The organism is Streptomyces sp. NPDC126499, assembly GCF_040302485.1.
In the GTDB taxonomy this organism is placed as follows: domain Bacteria; phylum Actinomycetota; class Actinomycetes; order Streptomycetales; family Streptomycetaceae; genus Streptomyces.
In genome coordinates, this window is record NZ_JBEOUO010000022.1 from 38,227 (window position 1) to 56,197 (window position 17,971).

The window sequence follows — 17,971 nt, forward strand, 5'->3', positions numbered from 1 at the left end:
GCCCGGCTGACGAGGCCGTACGGGAGGTGTCGCCCCGCCCGGCGGGCGGACCGCACCCGGCAGGCGCGGCGGCCTACACCGGCAGGCGGCGGAACAGCGGCCTCGGCACGTGGCGCAGGGCCGACATCACCATCCGTAGCGCGCCCGGCACCCACACCGTCTCCGAGCGGCGCCGCAGCCCCAGCTCGATCGCCGTCGCGACCGCCTCCGGGGTGGTCGCGAGCGGCGCCTCCTCCAACCCCTCGGTCATCTTCGAGCGGACGAAGCCGGGCCGCACCACCATCACGTGCACCCCGGTGCCGTGCAGCGCGTCCCCGAGGCCCTGCGCGAAGGCGTCCAGGCCGGCCTTCGAGGAGCCGTAGATGAAGTTCGCCCGCCGGGCCCGCTCGCCCGCCACCGACGACAGCACCACGAGCGAGCCGTGCCCCTGCGCCTGGAGGGCCTGCGCGCAGACCAGACCGGCCGAGACGGCGCCCGTGTAGTTGGTCTGGGCGACCCGGACGGCGGCGAGCGGGTCGGCCTCGTCGCGCGCCTGGTCGCCGAGGACGCCGAAGGCGAGCAGCACCATGTCGATGTCGCCCTCCGCGAAGAGCTTGCCGAGCCGTTCCTCGTGGGACTCGGTGTCCAGGGCGTCGAACGGCACGGTCCGCACGTCCGCGCCGAGCGCGCGCAGCGACTCCGCGGCGGCGGTCAGGGCGGGGGAGGGGCGGCCGGCCAGCCACACCGTGCGGGTGCGGCGGGCGATCAGCCGGCGGGCGGTGGCGAGCCCGATCTCGGAGGTGCCGCCGAGAACGAGCAGGGACTGGGGGGCGCCGAAGGCGTCCTTCACGGCGATCTCCTAGAGGTCGAGACGGCGGGCCAGGTCCGAGACGAAGACGGACCGCGGGTCGAGGGCGGCGCGCAGCTCGCGGAAGTCGGCGAGCCGCGGGTACATCGCGGCGAGCAGCTCCGGCCGCAGCCGCGAGTCCTTGGCGAGGTACACCCGGCCGCCGGCGGCGACGACCTCCTCGTCCAGCTCGTCCAGGAAGGCGCCGAGGCCGCTGAGCGAGGCCGGGATGTCGAGGGCGAGGGTCCAGCCGGGCAGCGGGAAGGACAGCCAGCCGGGATCGGCCTCGCCGAAGCGCTTCAGTACGGCGAGGAAGGACGGGCAGCCCCGGGTCGCGATCCGCCGTACGACCCGGCGCAGGGTCTCCTCCTGCCCGTACCCGACGACGAACTGGTACTGCACGAAGCCACCGCGCCCGTACAGCCGGTTCCAGTGCGGCACCCCGTCGAGGGGGTGGAAGAAGGACGAGAGCCGCTGGAGGCGGCCGGTGGAGCGGCGGGGGGCCTTGCGGTACCAGAGCTCGTTGAACAGGCTCACGCCCGTGCGGCCGAGCAGCCCCTCGGGGACGTACGCGGGGGCCGCCGGCAGCTGCCCCGGCCGGAAGGCGAGCGGCGCGCGGCGGGCCCGGCGGGCGCGCACCGGCAGGGCGTCGTACGGGGCGTGGTCGCCGCGGGTGAGGACGGCGCGGCCGGTCGAGGCGCCGCGCGCGAGCAGGTCGATCCAGGCGACGGAGTAGCGGTAGCGGTGGTCGCCCTCGGTGAGACGGGCCATCAGGTCGTCGAGATCGCTGGCGCGTTCGGTGTCGACGCTCATCAGGGAGGTCTCGACGGGCAGCAGCCGCAGGGTGACCGACAGGATCACCCCGGTCAGGCCCATGCCGCCGGCGGTCGCCTCGAACAGCGGCGTGCCGGGGACGACCGTCCGCAGCTCCCCGTCGGCGGTGAGCAGGTCCAGGGAGACGACGTGCCGCGAGAAGGAGCCGGAGACGTGGTGGTTCTTGCCGTGGATGTCGGCGCCGAGCGCTCCGCCGACGGTCACGTACCGCGTGCCGGGGGTGACGGGCACGAACCAGCCGAGCGGCAGCAGCGCCTCCATCAGGTGGTGCAGGCTGACGCCCGCGTCGCAGACGACGAGCCCGGCCTCGGCGTCGACGGCGCGGATCCGGGCGAGCCCGGTCATGTCGAGCACGGCGCCGCCGGCGTTCTGGGCGGCGTCGCCGTAGGCCCGGCCGAGCCCGCGCGCGATCGACCCGCGGGCACCGCACGCGCGGACGGCGGCGGCGGCCTCCTCGTACGTGCGGGGGCGGATCACGCGGGCGAGGGTGGGGGCGGTGCGGCCCCAGCCGGTGAGGGTGTCGAAGTCCTCGTCGACGTGTGTGTCGGCTGCCATGAGCTGACCGTATCGTCGCGACTGTCGGTTATGCCGGGATTGGTGGGCGGTTCGTCGAAATGGGTGATTAAACGAGTGTCAGGAAAGAGTCCCGAGCCGTACGACACCTGAGGGCGTCAGAGTCGCCCGTGGTTGACGCAGCGCAACGGCAGCACACGGCAGTACGGGGAGGCGGGCGACACTCATGCGGCACCGGGACTGGACCGTGGCCGACCATCGGACCCTGGCCGCGCTGCGGGCCTGCGGGCGGCGCCCCGCCGTGGCCGCCGCCGCCCGCGCGCTCTCGCACGGCGGCGAACACGCGGCGCTCTGGCTCGCCGCCGGGCTCACCGCCGCCGCCCTTGACCCGCCGCGCCGCGCCGGCTGGCTGCGCGCCACCGCCCTGGTCGGCGGCGCGCACCTGGCCGGATCGGTCGTCAAGCGGGTCGTACGAAGGCCCCGGCCGTGCGCCGAGACGTACGCGCCGCTGGTGCGCACCCTCGGCCGGCATTCCTTTCCCAGCGCGCACGCCGGCTCCGCCGCGGCGGCCGCCGTCGCCTTCGGCGCCCTGTACCCGCCCGCCCGGCACGTCGCCGTCCCGGCCGCCGCCGCGATGTGCCTCTCCCGCCTCGTCGTCGGCGTGCACTACCCGACGGACGTCGCCGCGGGCGCGCTGCTGGGCGCCGTCACGGCGGCGGCGGGCCGCGCGTGGGTACGGGCGGGGGCCGCGCCGGCCCGGCCCGCTGGGGGCACCGAGTCCATCTGGGCCGCCTGGGCCGTCTCGGCCCGGCGGGCCTTGGCGGCCCCGCACCCGACGCCAGGCCAGCCCCTGACCGTGACGGCCCCGTCGGCGTCGGCCTTGACGGCCCCGGCTCCGACAGCCCCGCACGCGGTCCCGACGCCCCCGCCCCCGCCACCGACACCCCCCGCTCGCACCGGAGGCCGCCGTGGCTGAGCGCACCACCGGGCTCGCCGTCCTCGCCCCGGAGCCCGCCGTCGCGCGCCAGGCGCCGGGGCGCCCAGGAGCCCTCGCCGTCGCCCGGGGGCTCGTGCGGACCGCCCGGCCGCGCCAGTGGGTGAAGAACACCCTCGTCCTCGCGGCGCCCCTCGCCGCGGGCCAGCTCGCCTCCTGGTCCGGCGCGGCCCGACTCGGCCTCGTCTTCGCCCTGTTCACGGCCGCCGCCTCCGCCGTCTACCTGGTCAACGACGCCCGCGACGCCGAGGCCGACCGCGCCCACCCCGTGAAACGGCACCGCCCCGTCGCCGCGGGGCTCGTCCCCGTACCCCTCGCGTACGTCACCGGCACCGTGCTCGGCCTCGGGGCGGCGGTCGCGAGCGCCGTGCTGTGCAACGCGATGACGGCGCTGCTCCTGACCGCGTACCTCGCGATGCAACTCGCCTACTGCGTCCGCCTCAAGCACGTCCTCGTCGTCGACCTCACCGTCGTCACCACCGGCTTCCTCATGCGCGCGATGATCGGCGGGATCGCGCTCGGGATCCCGCTCTCGCGCTGGTTCCTCATCACCACGGGCTTCGGCGCGCTCTTCATGGTCGCGGCCAAGCGCTACTCCGAGGCCGTGCAGATGGAGACCGCCGACGGCGCGACCCGGGCGCTGCTCACGCAGTACACGACCGGCTACCTCCGCTTCGTCTGGCAGCTGGCGGCCGGGGTCGCCGTCCTCGGCTACTGCCTGTGGGCCCTGGAGAGCGGTGGCGTGGCCGCCGGCTCGCTGCTGCCGTGGCGTCAGCTCTCCGTCGTCGCCTTCGTCCTCGCCGTGCTGCGCTACGCCGTCTTCGCCGACCGCGGCACGGCGGGCGAACCCGAGGACGTCGTCCTGCGCGACCGCCCCCTCGCCGTCATCGGGCTGGTGTGGGCGGCGATGTACGGCATGGCGGTCGCGGACCTGTGACCGGGCGTTCCCCGGACACACGGCGCACCGACGGCCGCCCCGATGGCCGCATCGGCAGCCGTCCCGCCGATCCCACCGCCGACCGTCCCGGTGACCGTCCCGCCGACCCCACCGCCGGCCGTCCCGGTGACCGCCCCGCCGGCCGTCCCGCCGGCCGCCCCGGCACCCGCCCCGGTCCGCGCGAGGTGCTCGGCTTCCTCGCCGTCGGGGCCGTGGCCTACGCCGTCGACCTGGGCGTCTTCCTGTGGCTGCGGGCCGCCCTCGGGCAGGACCCGATCGCCGCCAAGGTCTGCTCCTTCGTGGCCGGCTGCACCGTCGCGTACCTCGGCAACGCCCTCGGCACCTACCGCCGCCGCGCCACGCCCGCCCTGCGCGAGTACGCCGCCTTCTTCGCCGTGAACCTCGCGGGCGCCGCCGTCCAGCTGCTCTGCCTCGCCGTCTCCCATCACGGCCTCGGGCTCACCTCCGCCCGCGCCGACACGGTGTCAGGACTCGGCGTGGGCATGTTCCTGGCGACCTGTCTGCGATTCTGGGGTACGCGGACCCTTGTGTTCCGGAAGAACCCCGCCGCCTGAGGGAGACGCGTACGACATGGACTGGCTGACCAAGCTCCCCGTCGTCGGCCCCTGGGCCGCCCGCCTCATGAAGACCCACGCCTGGCGCTCGTACGAGACCCTCGACCAGGTCCACTGGACCCGGCTCGCCGCCGCGCTCACCTTCATCAGCTTCCTGTCGCTGTTCCCGCTGATCACCGTCGGTGCCGCGATCGGCGCCGCGCTGCTGTCCGCCGAACAGCTCGACCGGATCGAGGCGAAGATCGCCGACCAGGTCCCCGGCATCTCCGAACAGCTCGACATCGGCGGCCTCGTCGACAACGCCGGCACCGTCGGCCTCGTCGCCGGTGCCGTGCTGCTCTTCACGGGCATCGGCTGGGTCGGCTCGATGCGCGAGTGCCTGCGGGCGGTGTGGGGCCTGGACGACGCCGACGAGGACAACCCGATCCTGCGCAAGGGCAAGGACGCGGTCGTGCTGCTCGGACTCGGCGGGGTCATGCTCGGCTCGCTCGCCGCGTCCTGGCTCGGCTCCACCGCCGTCGGCTGGTCCGCCGAACGGGTCGGCGTCTCGCACGAGGGCGCCGGCGGGATCCTGCTGGAGGTCGCCGCCGTCCTGGTGGCGGTCGTCGCCGACTTCCTGATCCTGTCGTACGTCCTGACGCTGCTGCCCGGCGTCGAGCCGCGGCGCCGCGACCTGGTGGTCGCGGCGCTGCTCGGGGCGGTCGGCTTCGAGCTGCTCAAGCTGCTGCTCGGCGGCTACATGAAGGGCGTCGCGGCGAAGTCGATGTACGGGGCGTTCGGCGTCCCGGTCGCCCTGCTCCTGTGGATCAACTTCATGGCGAAACTGCTGCTGTTCTGCGCGGCCTGGACGGCCACCGGCGCCAGGGATTCCCGCGACGGTGACGCACCCGGCGACGCGGACTCCGACCTCAGGGATTCACGCTCTCGTCGACCGGAGGGGCCGTCCGAGCGGAAGCCGCCTGCGGCCAGCGCCGGTTGACCAGGAAGACGGCGCCCGCGATCAGCACGAGCATGCCGCCCGCCACGGCGAGCGCGATGCCCGCGCCGCCCGACTTCTCCTGCGCCACGGCCGCCTGGTCGGTGCCGGCCGGCGCGTTCTTGCCCGGTGCGGGCGTGGAGCCGTCGTCCGACGTGCCCGAGTCGGAGCCCGGCGTCGTCCGCACCGACTTCGGCGGCACCAGCTCGCCCACCGGCGTCACCTTGCCGGCCGCCGCGAAGCCCCAGTCGAGCAGCCGCGCGGTCTCCTTGTAGACGGCGTGCTGCTCCTTCGACGAGGGGTTCATGACGGTGACGAGCAGCACCCGGCCGTTGCGCTCGGCGACACCCGTGAAGGTCGCGCCGGCGTGCGTGGTGTTGCCGTTCTTGACGCCGGCGATGCCCTGGTACGCGGGGACGCCGAGGTCGCCGGTGAGCAGCCGGTTGGTGTTCTGGATCTCGAAGGTCTCGCGCTTCTTGCCGGGCTTGAGCTCACCGGGGAACTGTGCGCGCGGGGTCGCGGCGTACTCGCGGAAGTCCGGGTTCTGCATGCCGCTGCGGGCGATGAGGGTGAGGTCGTACGCGGAGGAGACCTGGTGCGGGTCGTCGTAGCCGTCCGGGGACTTCACGACGGTGTCCAGGGCCTGGAGCTCGTCCGCACGCGCCTGCATGTCCCGGACGGTCTGCTCCTTGCCGTTGTTCATCGCGGTGAGGACGTGGACGGCGTCGTTGCCGGAGCGCAGGAAGACGCCCAGCCACAGGTCGTGGACGCTGTAGGTCTGCTTCTCCTTGATGCCGACCAGGCTGGATCCGGCGCCGACGCCGGCCAGGTCCTCGGGCTTGACGGTGTAGTTCTGCGTCCGGGGGAACTTCGGCAGCAGGGTGTCCGCGAAGAGCATCTTCAGCGTGGAGGCCGGGGCGAGCTTCCAGTGCGCGTTGTGCGCGGCGAGGACCTGGCCGCTCTCCGCGTCCGCGACGATCCAGGAGCGCGCGCTGAGCTCCTTCGGCAGCACCGGGGCGCCGGGGCCGAGCCGCACCTGGGTGCCGGGGAGGCTGAGCAGCCTGCCGCCGACGGACGACATGCCGGAGGGCGGCTTGGGCTGCTTGTCCTTGCCGTCCGCCTGGGCGGGATGCACGGCGAGGAGGGGGAGCAGCGCGGCGGCGGTGACCGTCAATGCGGTCTTCACGGTCTTTTTCGAAGCGGACACGGTCGAGAACGTACATCGCCGGAACCTGCCGCCGAACCCCGCGGGGCGGTTCGTCCCCGCTCGTCCACCCGTCCGCAGGTCCCCGCGCGGGCCCGTCGGCAGGGACCGTGGGGCGGGTGGGGATACTGGGACCATGAAGCTCAGTCGGCCGGTCTCCTGGTTCCTGCTCGCGTTCGGGGTGTGGAGCTGGTTCATCTGGATCACTTTCGTCAAGAACCTGTGGAACGACGCGAGCGGTCTCGCCTTCGACGACGCGGGCGATCCGACGGCCTACTTCTGGGTTCACCTGCTGCTGGCCATCACGTCCTTTGTCCTGGGGACGGTCGTCGGGGCGATCGGGTTGCGTGGCGTGCGCGCACTTCGGCGCGAGCGCGGATAAGGGGTATGTGGGGCGTGGTCGTCTTCCTGCTGGTGCTGGTCGTGGTCCTCGCCCTCCTGGGCGCGGTCCACTGGTACGTGTGGCGGCGTCTGGTGCGTGACCTGACGGCGCCGGGCGGTGTGGCGCGCCGTATCGGCACGGCCGCGGCGGTCGTGCTGCCGCTGCTGTCGGTCGCGGCGCTGGTCTCCGGGCGGGCCGGCGCCCCCTTCGTCCTCCAGCAGACCGTCGCCTGGCCGGGCTTCCTGTGGCTCGCGCTGCTGCTGTACGTGACGCTCGCCCTTGCGGTGACGGAGCCGCTGCGGCCGCTGCTGCGGCGGTGGGCGGCCCGCCGTGCCCAGGCCCGGGCCCGGGCCGCGGCGCCGGTCACGGCCCTGGTGCGGGCCCCCGCCGCCCCGTCCCCGGCCGCCGCCCCCGCCACCGCCGCCCCCGAGCCCGTCCCCGCCACCGTGCCGGCGGCCGTGCCCGCGCCCGTGGAGGCGACGGACCCGGCGCCCCCGCCCGTACCCGAGCCGGTGTCCGAGCCGCGGCCCGAGCCCGTGTCCGAGCCCCGGCCCGAGTCCGTGTCCGGAGGGCCCGACCTTTCGCGGCGGCTCTTCGTCAACCGCCTCGTCTCCGGCACTGCCGCCGCCGTCGCCGTCGGGACCGTGGGCCACGGCACGTACGGGGTGCTGCGCGGCCCCCGGGTGAAGCGCGTCACCGTGCCGCTGGCCAAGCTGCCGCGCGGCGCGCACGGCTACCGCGTCGCGGTCGTCTCCGACATCCACCTCGGCCCGATCCTCGGCCGCGCCCACACGCAGCGGATCGTCGACACGATCAACGCCACCCAGCCCGACCTGGTCGCCGTCGTCGGCGACCTGGTCGACGGCACCGTGGAGAACCTCGGGTCCGCCGCCGAGCCGCTCGCGCGGCTGCGGGCCCGGGACGGCGCGTTCTTCGTGACGGGCAACCACGAGTACTTCTCCGGCGCCGACGCCTGGGTCGACCACGTCCGCGAGCTCGGCCTGCGGCCGCTGCGCAACGCGCGCGTGGAGATCGGCGCGGGCTTCGACCTCGCCGGGGTCGACGACGTGGCGGGCGAGAGCGAGGGGCAGGGCCCCGACTTCGTGAAGGCGCTCGGGGACCGGGACCGGTCCCGTACCGCCGTGCTGCTCGCGCACCAGCCCATCGTCATCGACGACGCCGTCCGGCACGGCGTCGACCTCCAGCTCTCCGGGCACACCCACGGCGGCCAGCTGTGGCCCGGCAACTTCCTCGCCGAGCTCGCCAATCCGACGGTCGCGGGGCTGGAACGCTACGGCGACACGCAGCTGTATGTGTCGCGCGGCGCGGGTGCCTGGGGGCCGCCGGTCCGGGTCGGCGCGCCCTCCGACATCACCGTCGTGGAGCTGGCGTCCAAGCAGGCGTGACGGAGCGCTTGGTGACTGATACGTACGGTTCGGTCACCGAAATCCCTTATCCCTGGACATATGCGTGCGGTGTGAAGGTTTACCCTTCCACCAGTGAAGGTCGTGTGGTTGGGTGGCGCCATCGCGGCGGGCGGAGGCCGGCCGTGACAGGGGTGGGTACGCGACAAAGGAAGCACGTCTCATGCGGTCGACGGTCCGTCTGCGCGTTCTGGTCACTTGTGGGGTCGTCCTGGCCGCCGGAATCGGGGGCTGGCAGCTGCTGCCCTCCGACGACGTGCGGACCGATCCCATCACCGTCGGCACCACGGACGAGGTGACCTCGCTCGATCCGGCCGGTGCCTACGACGCCGGTTCCTGGGCGATGTACAGCAACGTCTACCAGTCGCTCCTGACCTTCAAGCCCGGCTTCACCACGCCGGTGCCGGACGCGGCCGAGAGCTGCGGGTTCGTCGGCACGCGGTTGACCGTGTACCAGTGCACGCTCCGCGACGACCTCAGCTTCGCGAGCGGCCGCAAGATCACCGGGGACGACGTCCGCTACTCGTTCGAGCGGATGCTGGCGATCAAGACGGACGTCGGTCCGCAGCCGCTGTTCCCGACCCTGAAGAAGGTGGCGGCCGACGGGCAGAAGGTCACCTTCCACCTCAGCGGCCGGGACGCCACCTTCCCGCTGAAGCTCGCCACCGGCGCCGGCTCGATCGTCGACCGCACCACGTACCCGGCCAGGGCGCTGCGCGGCGGCAACGCGGTCGACGGCTCGGGGCCGTACGTGCTGAAGGACTACCGGCCGGGCGTCAGCGCCCGCCTGGAGCCCAACCCCCGCTACCGGGGCGCCATCGCGAAGGCCGGGCGGACGGTGGTCGTGAAGTACTTCAAGGAGTCCGAGCAGCTCGCCGAGGCATGGAAGAAGAAGCAGGTGGAGGTGACGCACCGGCAGATGCCACCGGCCTTCATCAACGCGATGGAGCAGGGCCCGCAGCAGGGCGTCCGGGTCACCGAGGCCGCCAGTGCCGAGACCCGCAACCTCAACTTCAACGTGCGGCCCGGCTCGGCGATGGCGAAGAAGGCGGTCCGGCAGGCCGTCGCCGCCGTGATCGACCGCCCGGCCATCACCACCGGGCCGTACAAGGGCACCGTCGAGCCGCTGTACTCCCTCATTCCGCAGGGCTTCCTCGGCCACAGCACTTCCTTCTACGACCGCTATCCGGAGCCCAGCACCGACACCGCGAAGAAGCTGCTGAAGGACGCGGACGTCGAGACGCCGGTGAAGTTCACGCTCGGCCACCGGGAGGACGTCACCTACGCGGCCGAGGCCGCCGAGCTGAAGAAGCAGCTGGAGGAGACGGGGCTGTTCGAGGTCGAGGTGCGGTCCGTGGCGTGGCAGTCCTTCCAGAAGAAGTACGCGGCGGGCGAGTTCGACGCGTACACGGTCGGCTGGCTCCCTGACTTCCCGGACTCCGACAGCTTCACCGCCCCGCTCGTCGGCAAGGACAACACCCTGCACAACGGCTTCTCCAGCCCCGTGATCGACGCGCTGATCACGGCGACGCAGCAGTACGGCGACCGCGCGCGGGCGGTCGCCGACTTCAAGTCCATCCAGGCCGAGGTCGCCAAGGAGGTGCCGCTGGTGCCGCTGTGGCAGAAGAAGGACTACGTGCTGTCGACGGAGGCCGTGGCCGGCTCGCAGTACCTGTCGGACGGCACGGGCATCTGGCGGCTGTGGGAGCTCAGCTGGATCTAGAGCCGCGCTTCGGCTTGCCCGAGGCCGCCATCCCGGCAGCCGTCGGCATGAAGTCGGACAGGACGTCGTGGACGTCGGTGACCAGCGGGCGCAGGATCCGGAAGCGGGAGAGCGAGATGGCGCGGGCGGTGACCGGGGCCAGCCGTCCGACCAGGCGGCGGCTGTTGGCGGCGTTCTCGGAGCGGTCGTAGACCCAGAACAGCACGAGGCCCATCTGCTGGAGCCACAGCAGGCGGGGGAGCGGCTCGGCCAGTTCGGGGTCGACCTTGACCGAGGCGCCGCGGATGACCCGCCGGTGGACCTCGATCGCCGCCTCGCGCGGGCCCTCCGACTCGGGGGAGAAGGGGCTGAGCGGGCTGTCCGGGTCGGCGGCGTTCTTGAAGAACTGGGCGGCGAACTCGTGGTACGGCTCGGCGATGTCGAGCCAGGCGAGGAGCACCCCGCGGATCCGGGCGGCCAGGTCCTTCTCGCCGCCCTCCAGGATGGGTTCGACGGCCGCCTGGTGCTCCTCGGCGATCCGGTCGTAGAAGCCCTGGACGAGGTGCTCCTTGGAGGAGAAGTAGTAGTACGCGTTGCCGACGGAGACCCCGGCCTCCTGCGCGATGGCCCGCATCGTGGTCTTGTCGTAGCCGCGCTCCTTGAACAGCCGGAGCGCGGTCTCCAGGATGAGGGCGCGGGTCTGCTCGCTCTTGGGCGCCTTGGCGGGCCGGTCCTGCTTCTCTTCCATCGCGTTCTCCACGGGTCCTGAGCCTAGCCGGACGCGCCGGGTGCCTCGCACCGCCCGTCCCCGCAGCCCCCGTCCGCGCCTGCCCCGTCTGCGGGCTCCGTCCTTCGGAGCTCGCGCCACCTGGCGGCGGCGAGGACGGTGGCGCGGGCGAAGGGCTGCCCCGCCGGGGTGGCCAGCCAGTGGGCCCTGGGCCGGTGTTCGGCCAGTGCCCAGAGGCAGACGATCCAGGCGGCGGTGGAGCGGTAGATCTGGCCGCCGTCCCCGACCACGGTGATCTCCCGCAGGGTGGAGGCGTGGTCGAGGGCGGGGAAGCGCCGCCGCGCCTCCTGCGAGCCGGCCGGGACGAGGTGCAGCGGTACGAGCTGGGGCTGGCGGAGCAGCCAGTGCCGCAGGTGGACGCAGAGCGGGCAGTCGGCGTCGTAGAGGACGGTCAGGTGCCGTACCGGCGCGTTCGGCTTCATCGGGTGCCCGGCCGGGGTTCAGGCGCCGGTGGCCGGGGTGGCCCAGGGGCCGGGGCCCTGGGGGCCGGGCCTGCCGGGGGCGGTCCAGCCCTGCGGCGGGACCGGCGGGACCTGTTCGCGCTCCATGACGCCCCGGCGGCGGATCTTGTTGAGGACGTACACGTTGGCGAGGTGCATCACGCCGAGGACGAGCAGGACCACTCCGAGCTTGACCGAGAGGGCCTCGAAGAGCCGGCGGGCGTCGAGGACGGCCTCGTCCTGGCTCAGGTAGAGGGCGACGAAGCCGAAGTTGACGAGGTAGAAGCCGACGACGAGCAGATGGTTCACGGCGTCGGCGAGCTTCTCGTTGCCGCGCAGGACGTCGGCGAGGAAGACCTTGCCGTTGCGGCTGAGGGTGCGGGCGACCCAGACGGTGAGCCCGACGCTGATGAGCAGATAGACGACGTACGCGACGACAGTGAGGTCCATGCCCTCACGCTCCCTTGAACGCGTTCAAAGCTGACGGTCATGACTGTAGACCCGCCTTTGAACATGTTCAAGCCGGGGGTGGAAAACACGGGCGGCCAAGGGGGACACCTCGTAGGGTCAGGGCCATGACACTTGCTCACGACGTGGCCGGCGACGGCCCCTCGACCGTTCTGCTGCTCCACTCCGGCGTCTGCGACCGGCGCATGTGGGACGGTCAGTTCCACGCCCTCGCCGAGGCCGGGCACCGCGTGGTGCGCTGCGACCTCCGCGGCTTCGGCGACACCCCGGTCGACGGCCCCCACGTCCACGCCGACGACGTGGCCGCCCTGCTCGACGCTCTCGGCGCCGAACGCGCCGCACTCGTGGGCTCCTCCTTCGGCGGCGAGGTCGCCCTCGAGTTCGCCGCCCGCCACCCCGGGCGGGCCACCGCCCTCGCACTGCTCTGCGCCGCCGCCCCGGTGGACCTCGAACCCGGCGAGCGGCTGCGGGCCTTCGGCAGGCGCGAGGACGAACTGATCGAGGCCGGCGACCTCGACGCCGCCGTCGACCTCAACGTGGACTTCTGGCTCGGCCCCGAGGCCGACGCGGGGGCCCGCGAACTCGTCCGGCGGATGCAGCGCCGCGCCTTCGAGCTCCAGCTCGCCGCCCCCGAGGCGTTCGGGCCCGCCCCCGCCGGGGTCACCGAGGCCGACCTCGCCCGGATCGACGTCCCGGTCCTCGCGGTCTCCGGCGACCATGACGTCCCCGTCTTCCGGGAGCTCGCGGCCCGGCTCGCCGAGCTGCTCCCGTACGCCCGGCACGTCCCCCTCGACTGGGCCGGTCATCTGCCCGCCCTGGAGCGCCCCGAGGAGACCGCGCGCCTGCTCGCCGGCTTCCTCGGTTCCCTGGCTCCCGTCAGCCGGCCCTGAAGCCGCGCACCCCCGGCACGAACGCCGTCGCCAGGCAGCAGCCCGCCACCGCCACCGCCGCGGCCGTCAGCGGCACCCCCGGGCCCCACGCCGAGGCGGCGAGCGGGGCCAGGGCGTAACCCAGCGGCATCGCCGCGAGGGAGAGCAGCCAGTCGTACGAGGTCACCCGCGCGAGGGCGTGCGCCGGGACGGCCCGCTGCACCGCCGTCTCCCACACCGGGGTGAGGAAACCGAGACCGACCTGGGCGAGCCCGTACGCGCCGATCACCAGCGGTGCGGGGGCGCCGGCCGCCAGGAGCAGCAGCGGCAGCGCGTACGTGGCGAGGCCGAGGTTCGCCGCGAGGATCGGGCGGCCGGGCCGGACCCGGTCGGCGGCCAGGGAGCCGAGCAGCAGCCCGACCGCGCCCACCTGGAGGAGCACCGCCCAGGCGAGGTCACCGCCCAGCCGGTCCAGGGCGATCGCCGGACCGAGCGTCATCAGCACGGCGGCGGCCCCGTTCCAGGCGCTGTGCCCGATCAGGCTGGTCCAGTACCAGTCCCGGGCGCGGACCTCGTGCCAGCCCTCCTTGAGGTCGGCGAGGACCGAGCGCCGGGGCACCTTCACCCGCTCGACCCGTACGGCGCACAGCAGCGCGGCGCTGACGGCGAAGCTCACCGCGTCCAGGACGAACGCCCAGCCCGGCCCCACGGTCAGGATCAGCGTCCCGGCGAGGGCCGGCCCGCCGATCCTGCTCGCGCTGTGGGCGACGGCCATCGCCGCGTTGGCCCGCTGCAGCGACTCGGCCGGGACCGTGCCCTTGACCAGCGGGGCGGAGGTGGGCGCCGCGAACGCCCCGGCCGCGCCGCCGACGACCTCGACGGCGGCGATGACGGCCAGCGAGGGCGTGCCACCGAGGAGCTGGACGCCGACGACCAGTTGGGTGACGCACCGGACGAGGTCCGTCGCCAGCGCGACCGTACGGGCGTCGAAGCGGTCGCCGACGACGCCGCCCAGCGGCAGCAGGAGCAGCTTCGGCACCATCGCGCAGGCCAGGACGAGCGCCAGGGCCGAGGGGGAGCCGGTCGCCTTCAGCACCGCGAGGGCGAGGGCGGCCGGGACGACGGCGTCGCCGAGGACGGAGAGCGTGCGCCCGGCGAACAGCAGCCGGAAGGAGCGCGTGCGCAGCGGATGAGGAGCGGTGGCAGGCATACGGGAACAGTATTTCGGTTCCGAATAATTCGTCAACGAAATACTTTTGCTGACGCCGACGCCGACGCCGACGCCGACGCCGACCCCGACGCCGATGCCGGCACCGGTGCGGGTGCCGTTGCCGCGCCGCACCGGCGCCGTACGATCAGCCCATGGCCCCCACCGGCGAACCCCGCGCGACCCCGCACGACTGGACCGACGAGCACGTGGCCCGCTGGAAGCCGGTCCTGCCCGGCCTCGACCCGGTCGTCGAGGGCGCGGTCACCCGCATGAAGAAGCTGTCCGTGCACCTGCGCCGGGTGCGCGAGCAGTCCCTCGTCGACTTCGACCTCGAACGCCACGAGTTCGACACCCTGCACAAGCTCGCCGGCCGCGGCGGCAGCGCCGCGCCCTCGGAGCTCGCCCAGGACCTCGACCTGGCCCCCGCCTCCGTCACCGGCCGCCTCGACGCCCTGGAGAAGCGCGGCTTCGTCCGCCGCACCCCCTCCACCACCGACCGCCGCCGTGTCATCGTCGAACTGACCGAAGCGGGCCGCGCGACCTGGCTCGGCGCGATGGACGTCCTCGGCCACGAGGAGGAACGCCTCCTCGGCGTCCTGAGCCCCGAGGAACGCGACACGCTCAACGACCTGCTCCGCCGCGTCATGCTCGCCGCCGAACAGGACAGCGCCGAGCACTGGCCCGGCGGCTGATCACATGCTGAGCGACCGCGCGTAGTTCAGCTGCCCCATCACCCAGTGGATCGTGTCCGGGCCGGTCGCCGGGATCATCGTCGCGTGGTGGCGGCCGCCGCTGGTCACCGTGACCTGGATGAAGCCGGTCGTCTGCTTCTCCTTCATCAACAGGAACAGCAGGCCCAGCAGGCAGAAGAGGAAGAACACGATCGCGAGCACGATCGCCACCGTCGGCATCTTCTCCTCGGTCCGCGACATGTCCATCGCGTTCCACACCGCGCCCTTGAGCGGCATCGGCCCGGCCGGCGTCATGATCTGGTCGCCCACCACGGTGATGTCCCCGAGGCTCAACAGCGGCGCGCCCGCGCCGAGCGGGACCGGCGCGTGCTGCGGCGGCACCGGGACCCCGCCCGCGAGGGTCGGCCGGTAGGCGGGCGGCGGGGGCGTGTGCGGATAGCCGTAACCGGGCGTACCGGCCTGGTGGCCCGGGCCCCATTCGTAGGCCCCGGAGTCCTCCGACTTGTAAGGGTTCGGCTCGCTCATCAGTCCCCGTCTCCCCGCACACGACCGTGCGGACGCGAAAAAGCCCGCTTCTGCACGACGCAGCGTACAGAAGCGGGCTTCCCCGTCGTGACCAGGTGTCAGAAGCGGCGGGTGATGAGCGCGCGCTTCACTTCCTGGATCGCCTTGGTGACCTCGATGCCACGCGGGCAGGCGTCCGTGCAGTTGAACGTCGTGCGGCAGCGCCACACGCCGTCCTTGTCGTTCAGGATCTCCAGGCGCTGCTCGCCCGCCTCGTCACGGCTGTCGAAGATGAAGCGGTGCGCGTTGACGATCGCGGCCGGGCCGAAGTACTGGCCGTCGTTCCAGAAGACCGGGCAGGACGACGTGCACGCGGCGCACAGGATGCACTTGGTGGTGTCGTCGAAACGCTCACGGTCCTCGGCGGACTGCAGGCGCTCGCGGGTCGGCTCGTTGCCCTTGGTGACCAGGAACGGCATGACGTCCCGGTACGCCTGGAAGAACGGCTCCATGTCGACCACGAGGTCCTTCATCACCGTCAGGCCCTTGATGGCCTCGATGGTGATCGGCTTCTCGGGGTTGATGTCCTTGATCAGCGTCTTGCAGGCGAGCCTGTTCTTGCCGTTGATCCGCATCGCGTCCGAGCCGCAGATGCCGTGCGCGCAGGAGCGGCGGAAGGTCAGCGTGCCGTCCAGGTCCCACTTGATCTTGTGGAGACCGTCGAGCACGCGCTCCTTCGGGTCGATCTCGATCTGGAAGTCCTCCCAGACCGCCGCGTCCGAGATCTCCGGGTTGAACCGGCGGATGCGGAAGGTGACCGTGATGTAGGGGGACGCGGCGGAGTCCTTCTCCACCTTGTCCAGTACGGGGGTAGCCATCAGTACTTACGCTCCATCGGCTGGTAGCGGGTCTGGACGACCGGCTTGTAGTCGAGACGGACGGTCTCGGAGCCGTCCTCGCCGACCTCGCGGTACGCCATGGTGTGGCGCATGAAGTTGACGTCGTCGCGGTTCGGGTAGTCCTCGCGGTAGTGACCGCCGCGGGACTCCTTGCGCGCCAGGGCCGAGACGGCCATGACCTCGGCCAGGTCGAGCAGGTTGCCCAGCTCGATGGCCTCCAGGAGGTCGGTGTTGAAGCGCTTGCCCTTGTCCTGGATGGACACGTTCTTGTAGCGCTCGCGCAGCTCGGTGATCTTCTCGACGGCCGTCTTGATGGTCTGCTCCGTACGGAACACCATCACGTTGGCGTCCATCGTCTCCTGGAGCTCTCGGCGCAGCTCCGCGACCCGCTCGTTGCCCGTGGAGTTGCGCAGGCGCTCGACCTGCTCCTGGACGAAGGAGGCGGGGTTCTCGGGCAGCTCGACGTAGTCGGCCTTGGCCGCGTACTCGGCCGCCGCGATGCCCGACCGCTTGCCGAACACGTTGATGTCGAGCAGCGAGTTGGTGCCGAGGCGGTTGGCGCCGTGCACGGAGACACAGGCGACCTCGCCGGCCGCGTACAGACCCGGGACGACGGTGGTGTTGTCGCTGAGGACCTCACCCATCACGTTGGTCGGGATGCCGCCCATGGCGTAGTGCGCGGTGGGCTGGATCGGGATCGGGTCCGTGTACGGCTCGATGCCGAGGTACGTACGGGCGAACTCGGTGATGTCCGGGAGCTTGGCGTCCAGCTGCTCCGGCGGGAGGTGCGTCAGGTCCAGGTAGACGTGGTCGCCCTCGGGACCGCAGCCGCGGCCCTCACGGATCTCCGTGTAGATGGAGCGGGAGACGACGTCACGGGACGCGAGGTCCTTCATGACCGGCGCGTACTTCTCCATGAAGCGCTCGCCGTCCTTGTTGCGCAGGATGCCGCCCTCACCGCGGGCGCCCTCCGTGAGCAGGATGCCCATGCGCCAGATGCCCGTCGGGTGGAACTGGAAGAACTCCATGTCCTCCAGCGGGATGCCCCGGCGGTAGCAGGCGGCCTGGCCGTCACCGGTCAGGGTGTGGGCGTTGGACGTCACCTTGAAGAACTTGCCGGTGCCGCCGGACGCGTAGATCACGGCCTTCGCCTGGAAGACGTGGATCTCGCCGGTGGCCAGCTCGTAGGCGACCACACCGGCGGACGTCTTGACGCCGTCGACCTCGGTGATCAGCTGGTCCAGGACGTAGAACTCGTTGAAGAACTCCACGCCCTCCTTGACGCAGTTCTGGTACAGCGTCTGGAGGATCATGTGGCCCGTGCGGTCCGCGGCGTAGCAGGACCGGCGGACCGGGGCCTCGCCGTGGTTGCGGGAGTGACCGCCGAAGCGGCGCTGGTCGATGGTGCCGTTCGGGGTCCGGTTGAACGGCAGGCCCATCTTCTCCAGGTCGAGGACGGCGTCGATGGCCTCCTTCGCCAGGATCTCGGCGGCGTCCTGGTCGACCAGGTAGTCACCGCCCTTGACCGTGTCGAAGGTGTGCCACTCCCAGTTGTCCTCCTCCACGTTGGCGAGCGCGGCGGCCATGCCGCCCTGCGCGGCGCCCGTGTGGGAGCGGGTGGGGTAGAGCTTCGTCAGCACGGCGGTGCGGCTGCGCTTCGTCGCCTCGATGGCGGCGCGCATGCCGGCGCCACCGGCGCCGACGATGACGGTGTCGTACTTGTGGATCTTCATGA

At 72.6% G+C, this 17,971-nt stretch carries 18 protein-coding genes and 1 pseudogene; 9 read left to right on the plus strand and 10 right to left on the minus strand.

Features of this window, described 5'->3' with window-relative positions; translation table 11 throughout:
- Positions 1-73: 73 nt before the first annotated feature.
- Positions 74-829: a decaprenylphospho-beta-D-erythro-pentofuranosid-2-ulose 2-reductase gene (locus ABTZ91_RS26920; RefSeq protein WP_352079825.1), complete on the minus strand. Its 756-nt coding sequence runs from the start codon at positions 827-829 to the stop codon at positions 74-76.
- 9 nt (positions 830-838) lie between these two features.
- Positions 839-2,215 carry an FAD-binding oxidoreductase gene (locus ABTZ91_RS26925; RefSeq protein WP_352079826.1) on the minus strand — a complete coding sequence of 459 codons (1,377 nt, stop codon included), beginning with the start codon at positions 2,213-2,215 and terminating at the stop codon, positions 839-841.
- A 184-nt stretch (positions 2,216-2,399) separates the two neighbouring features.
- Here ABTZ91_RS26925 and ABTZ91_RS26930 point away from each other — a divergent pair.
- The 4 genes and pseudogenes from ABTZ91_RS26930 to ABTZ91_RS26945 form a co-directional block, all read left to right on the plus strand.
- Positions 2,400-2,918, plus strand: a pseudogene (locus ABTZ91_RS26930) (phosphatase PAP2 family protein); the annotation flags it as partial.
- 223 nt (positions 2,919-3,141) lie between these two features.
- Positions 3,142-4,104, plus strand: coding sequence for a decaprenyl-phosphate phosphoribosyltransferase (locus ABTZ91_RS26935; protein WP_407078030.1), 963 nt, complete (start codon positions 3,142-3,144; stop codon positions 4,102-4,104).
- A 185-nt stretch (positions 4,105-4,289) separates the two neighbouring features.
- Positions 4,290-4,679: a GtrA family protein gene (locus tag ABTZ91_RS26940; RefSeq protein WP_352079898.1), complete on the plus strand. Its 390-nt coding sequence runs from the start codon at positions 4,290-4,292 to the stop codon at positions 4,677-4,679.
- A 16-nt stretch (positions 4,680-4,695) separates the two neighbouring features.
- Positions 4,696-5,658, plus strand: coding sequence for a YihY/virulence factor BrkB family protein (locus ABTZ91_RS26945; protein WP_352079827.1), 963 nt, complete (start codon positions 4,696-4,698; stop codon positions 5,656-5,658).
- On the opposite strand, the gene ABTZ91_RS26950 is transcribed toward ABTZ91_RS26945, so the two are convergent.
- On the minus strand, positions 5,588-6,862 hold the full coding sequence (locus ABTZ91_RS26950) for a D-alanyl-D-alanine carboxypeptidase (protein WP_352079828.1): 1,275 nt from the start codon (positions 6,860-6,862) through the stop codon (positions 5,588-5,590). The genes ABTZ91_RS26945 and ABTZ91_RS26950 overlap by 71 nt on opposite strands.
- Before the next feature lie 133 nt (positions 6,863-6,995).
- Here ABTZ91_RS26950 and ABTZ91_RS26955 point away from each other — a divergent pair, with 133 nt between their 5' ends.
- The 3 genes from ABTZ91_RS26955 to ABTZ91_RS26965 all read left to right on the plus strand — a co-directional run bounded on the left by ABTZ91_RS26955 (position 6,996) and on the right by ABTZ91_RS26965 (position 10,388).
- Positions 6,996-7,241, plus strand: coding sequence for an SCO4848 family membrane protein (locus tag ABTZ91_RS26955; RefSeq protein WP_352079829.1), 246 nt, complete (start codon positions 6,996-6,998; stop codon positions 7,239-7,241).
- A 5-nt stretch (positions 7,242-7,246) separates the two neighbouring features.
- On the plus strand, positions 7,247-8,647 hold the full coding sequence (locus ABTZ91_RS26960; protein ID WP_352079830.1) for a metallophosphoesterase: 1,401 nt from the start codon (positions 7,247-7,249) through the stop codon (positions 8,645-8,647).
- Positions 8,648-8,828: 181 nt separating this feature from the next.
- Positions 8,829-10,388, plus strand: coding sequence for an ABC transporter substrate-binding protein (locus ABTZ91_RS26965; RefSeq protein ID WP_352079831.1), 1,560 nt, complete (start codon positions 8,829-8,831; stop codon positions 10,386-10,388).
- On the opposite strand, the gene ABTZ91_RS26970 is transcribed toward ABTZ91_RS26965, so the two are convergent.
- Genes ABTZ91_RS26970 through ABTZ91_RS26980 form a run of 3 tightly spaced genes read right to left on the minus strand, consistent with a single transcriptional unit; the run spans position 10,375 to position 12,044 of the window.
- Positions 10,375-11,115 (minus strand): TetR family transcriptional regulator, encoded by a 741-nt coding sequence (locus tag ABTZ91_RS26970; protein WP_352079832.1) that lies wholly within the window; start codon positions 11,113-11,115, stop codon positions 10,375-10,377. The genes ABTZ91_RS26965 and ABTZ91_RS26970 overlap by 14 nt on opposite strands.
- A gap of 23 nt (positions 11,116-11,138) precedes the next feature.
- The gene (locus tag ABTZ91_RS26975) at positions 11,139-11,576 is read right to left on the minus strand and encodes a DCC1-like thiol-disulfide oxidoreductase family protein (protein ID WP_352079833.1); all 438 of its coding nucleotides are present in this window, start codon (positions 11,574-11,576) and stop codon (positions 11,139-11,141) included.
- An 18-nt stretch (positions 11,577-11,594) separates the two neighbouring features.
- Positions 11,595-12,044, minus strand: coding sequence for a hypothetical protein (locus tag ABTZ91_RS26980; protein WP_352079834.1), 450 nt, complete (start codon positions 12,042-12,044; stop codon positions 11,595-11,597).
- 125 nt (positions 12,045-12,169) lie between these two features.
- Here ABTZ91_RS26980 and ABTZ91_RS26985 point away from each other — a divergent pair, with 125 nt between their 5' ends.
- Positions 12,170-12,952 carry an alpha/beta hydrolase gene (locus ABTZ91_RS26985; protein ID WP_352079835.1) on the plus strand — a complete coding sequence of 261 codons (783 nt, stop codon included), beginning with the start codon at positions 12,170-12,172 and terminating at the stop codon, positions 12,950-12,952.
- Here the strand turns inward: ABTZ91_RS26985 and ABTZ91_RS26990 are convergent.
- A complete protein-coding gene (locus ABTZ91_RS26990) occupies positions 12,939-14,141 on the minus strand; it encodes an MFS transporter (protein ID WP_352079836.1) in 1,203 nt (400 codons plus the stop codon). The genes ABTZ91_RS26985 and ABTZ91_RS26990 overlap by 14 nt on opposite strands.
- A 152-nt stretch (positions 14,142-14,293) precedes the next feature.
- On the opposite strand from ABTZ91_RS26990, the gene ABTZ91_RS26995 reads away from it, so the two are divergent.
- Positions 14,294-14,833: a MarR family transcriptional regulator gene (locus tag ABTZ91_RS26995; RefSeq protein WP_352079837.1), complete on the plus strand. Its 540-nt coding sequence runs from the start codon at positions 14,294-14,296 to the stop codon at positions 14,831-14,833.
- On the opposite strand, the gene ABTZ91_RS27000 is transcribed toward ABTZ91_RS26995, so the two are convergent.
- From ABTZ91_RS27000 to sdhA, 3 genes are all read right to left on the minus strand, one after another.
- Complete coding sequence (locus ABTZ91_RS27000; protein ID WP_352079838.1) at positions 14,834-15,358, minus strand: hypothetical protein; 525 nt, start codon at positions 15,356-15,358, stop codon at positions 14,834-14,836.
- 98 nt (positions 15,359-15,456) lie between these two features.
- The gene (locus ABTZ91_RS27005) at positions 15,457-16,215 is read right to left on the minus strand and encodes a succinate dehydrogenase iron-sulfur subunit (protein ID WP_352079839.1); all 759 of its coding nucleotides are present in this window, start codon (positions 16,213-16,215) and stop codon (positions 15,457-15,459) included.
- A complete protein-coding gene (gene sdhA / locus ABTZ91_RS27010) occupies positions 16,215-17,969 on the minus strand; it encodes a succinate dehydrogenase flavoprotein subunit (RefSeq protein WP_352079840.1) in 1,755 nt (584 codons plus the stop codon). The genes ABTZ91_RS27005 and sdhA overlap by 1 nt, the downstream gene beginning before the upstream one ends.
- Positions 17,970-17,971: the final 2 nt, after the last annotated feature.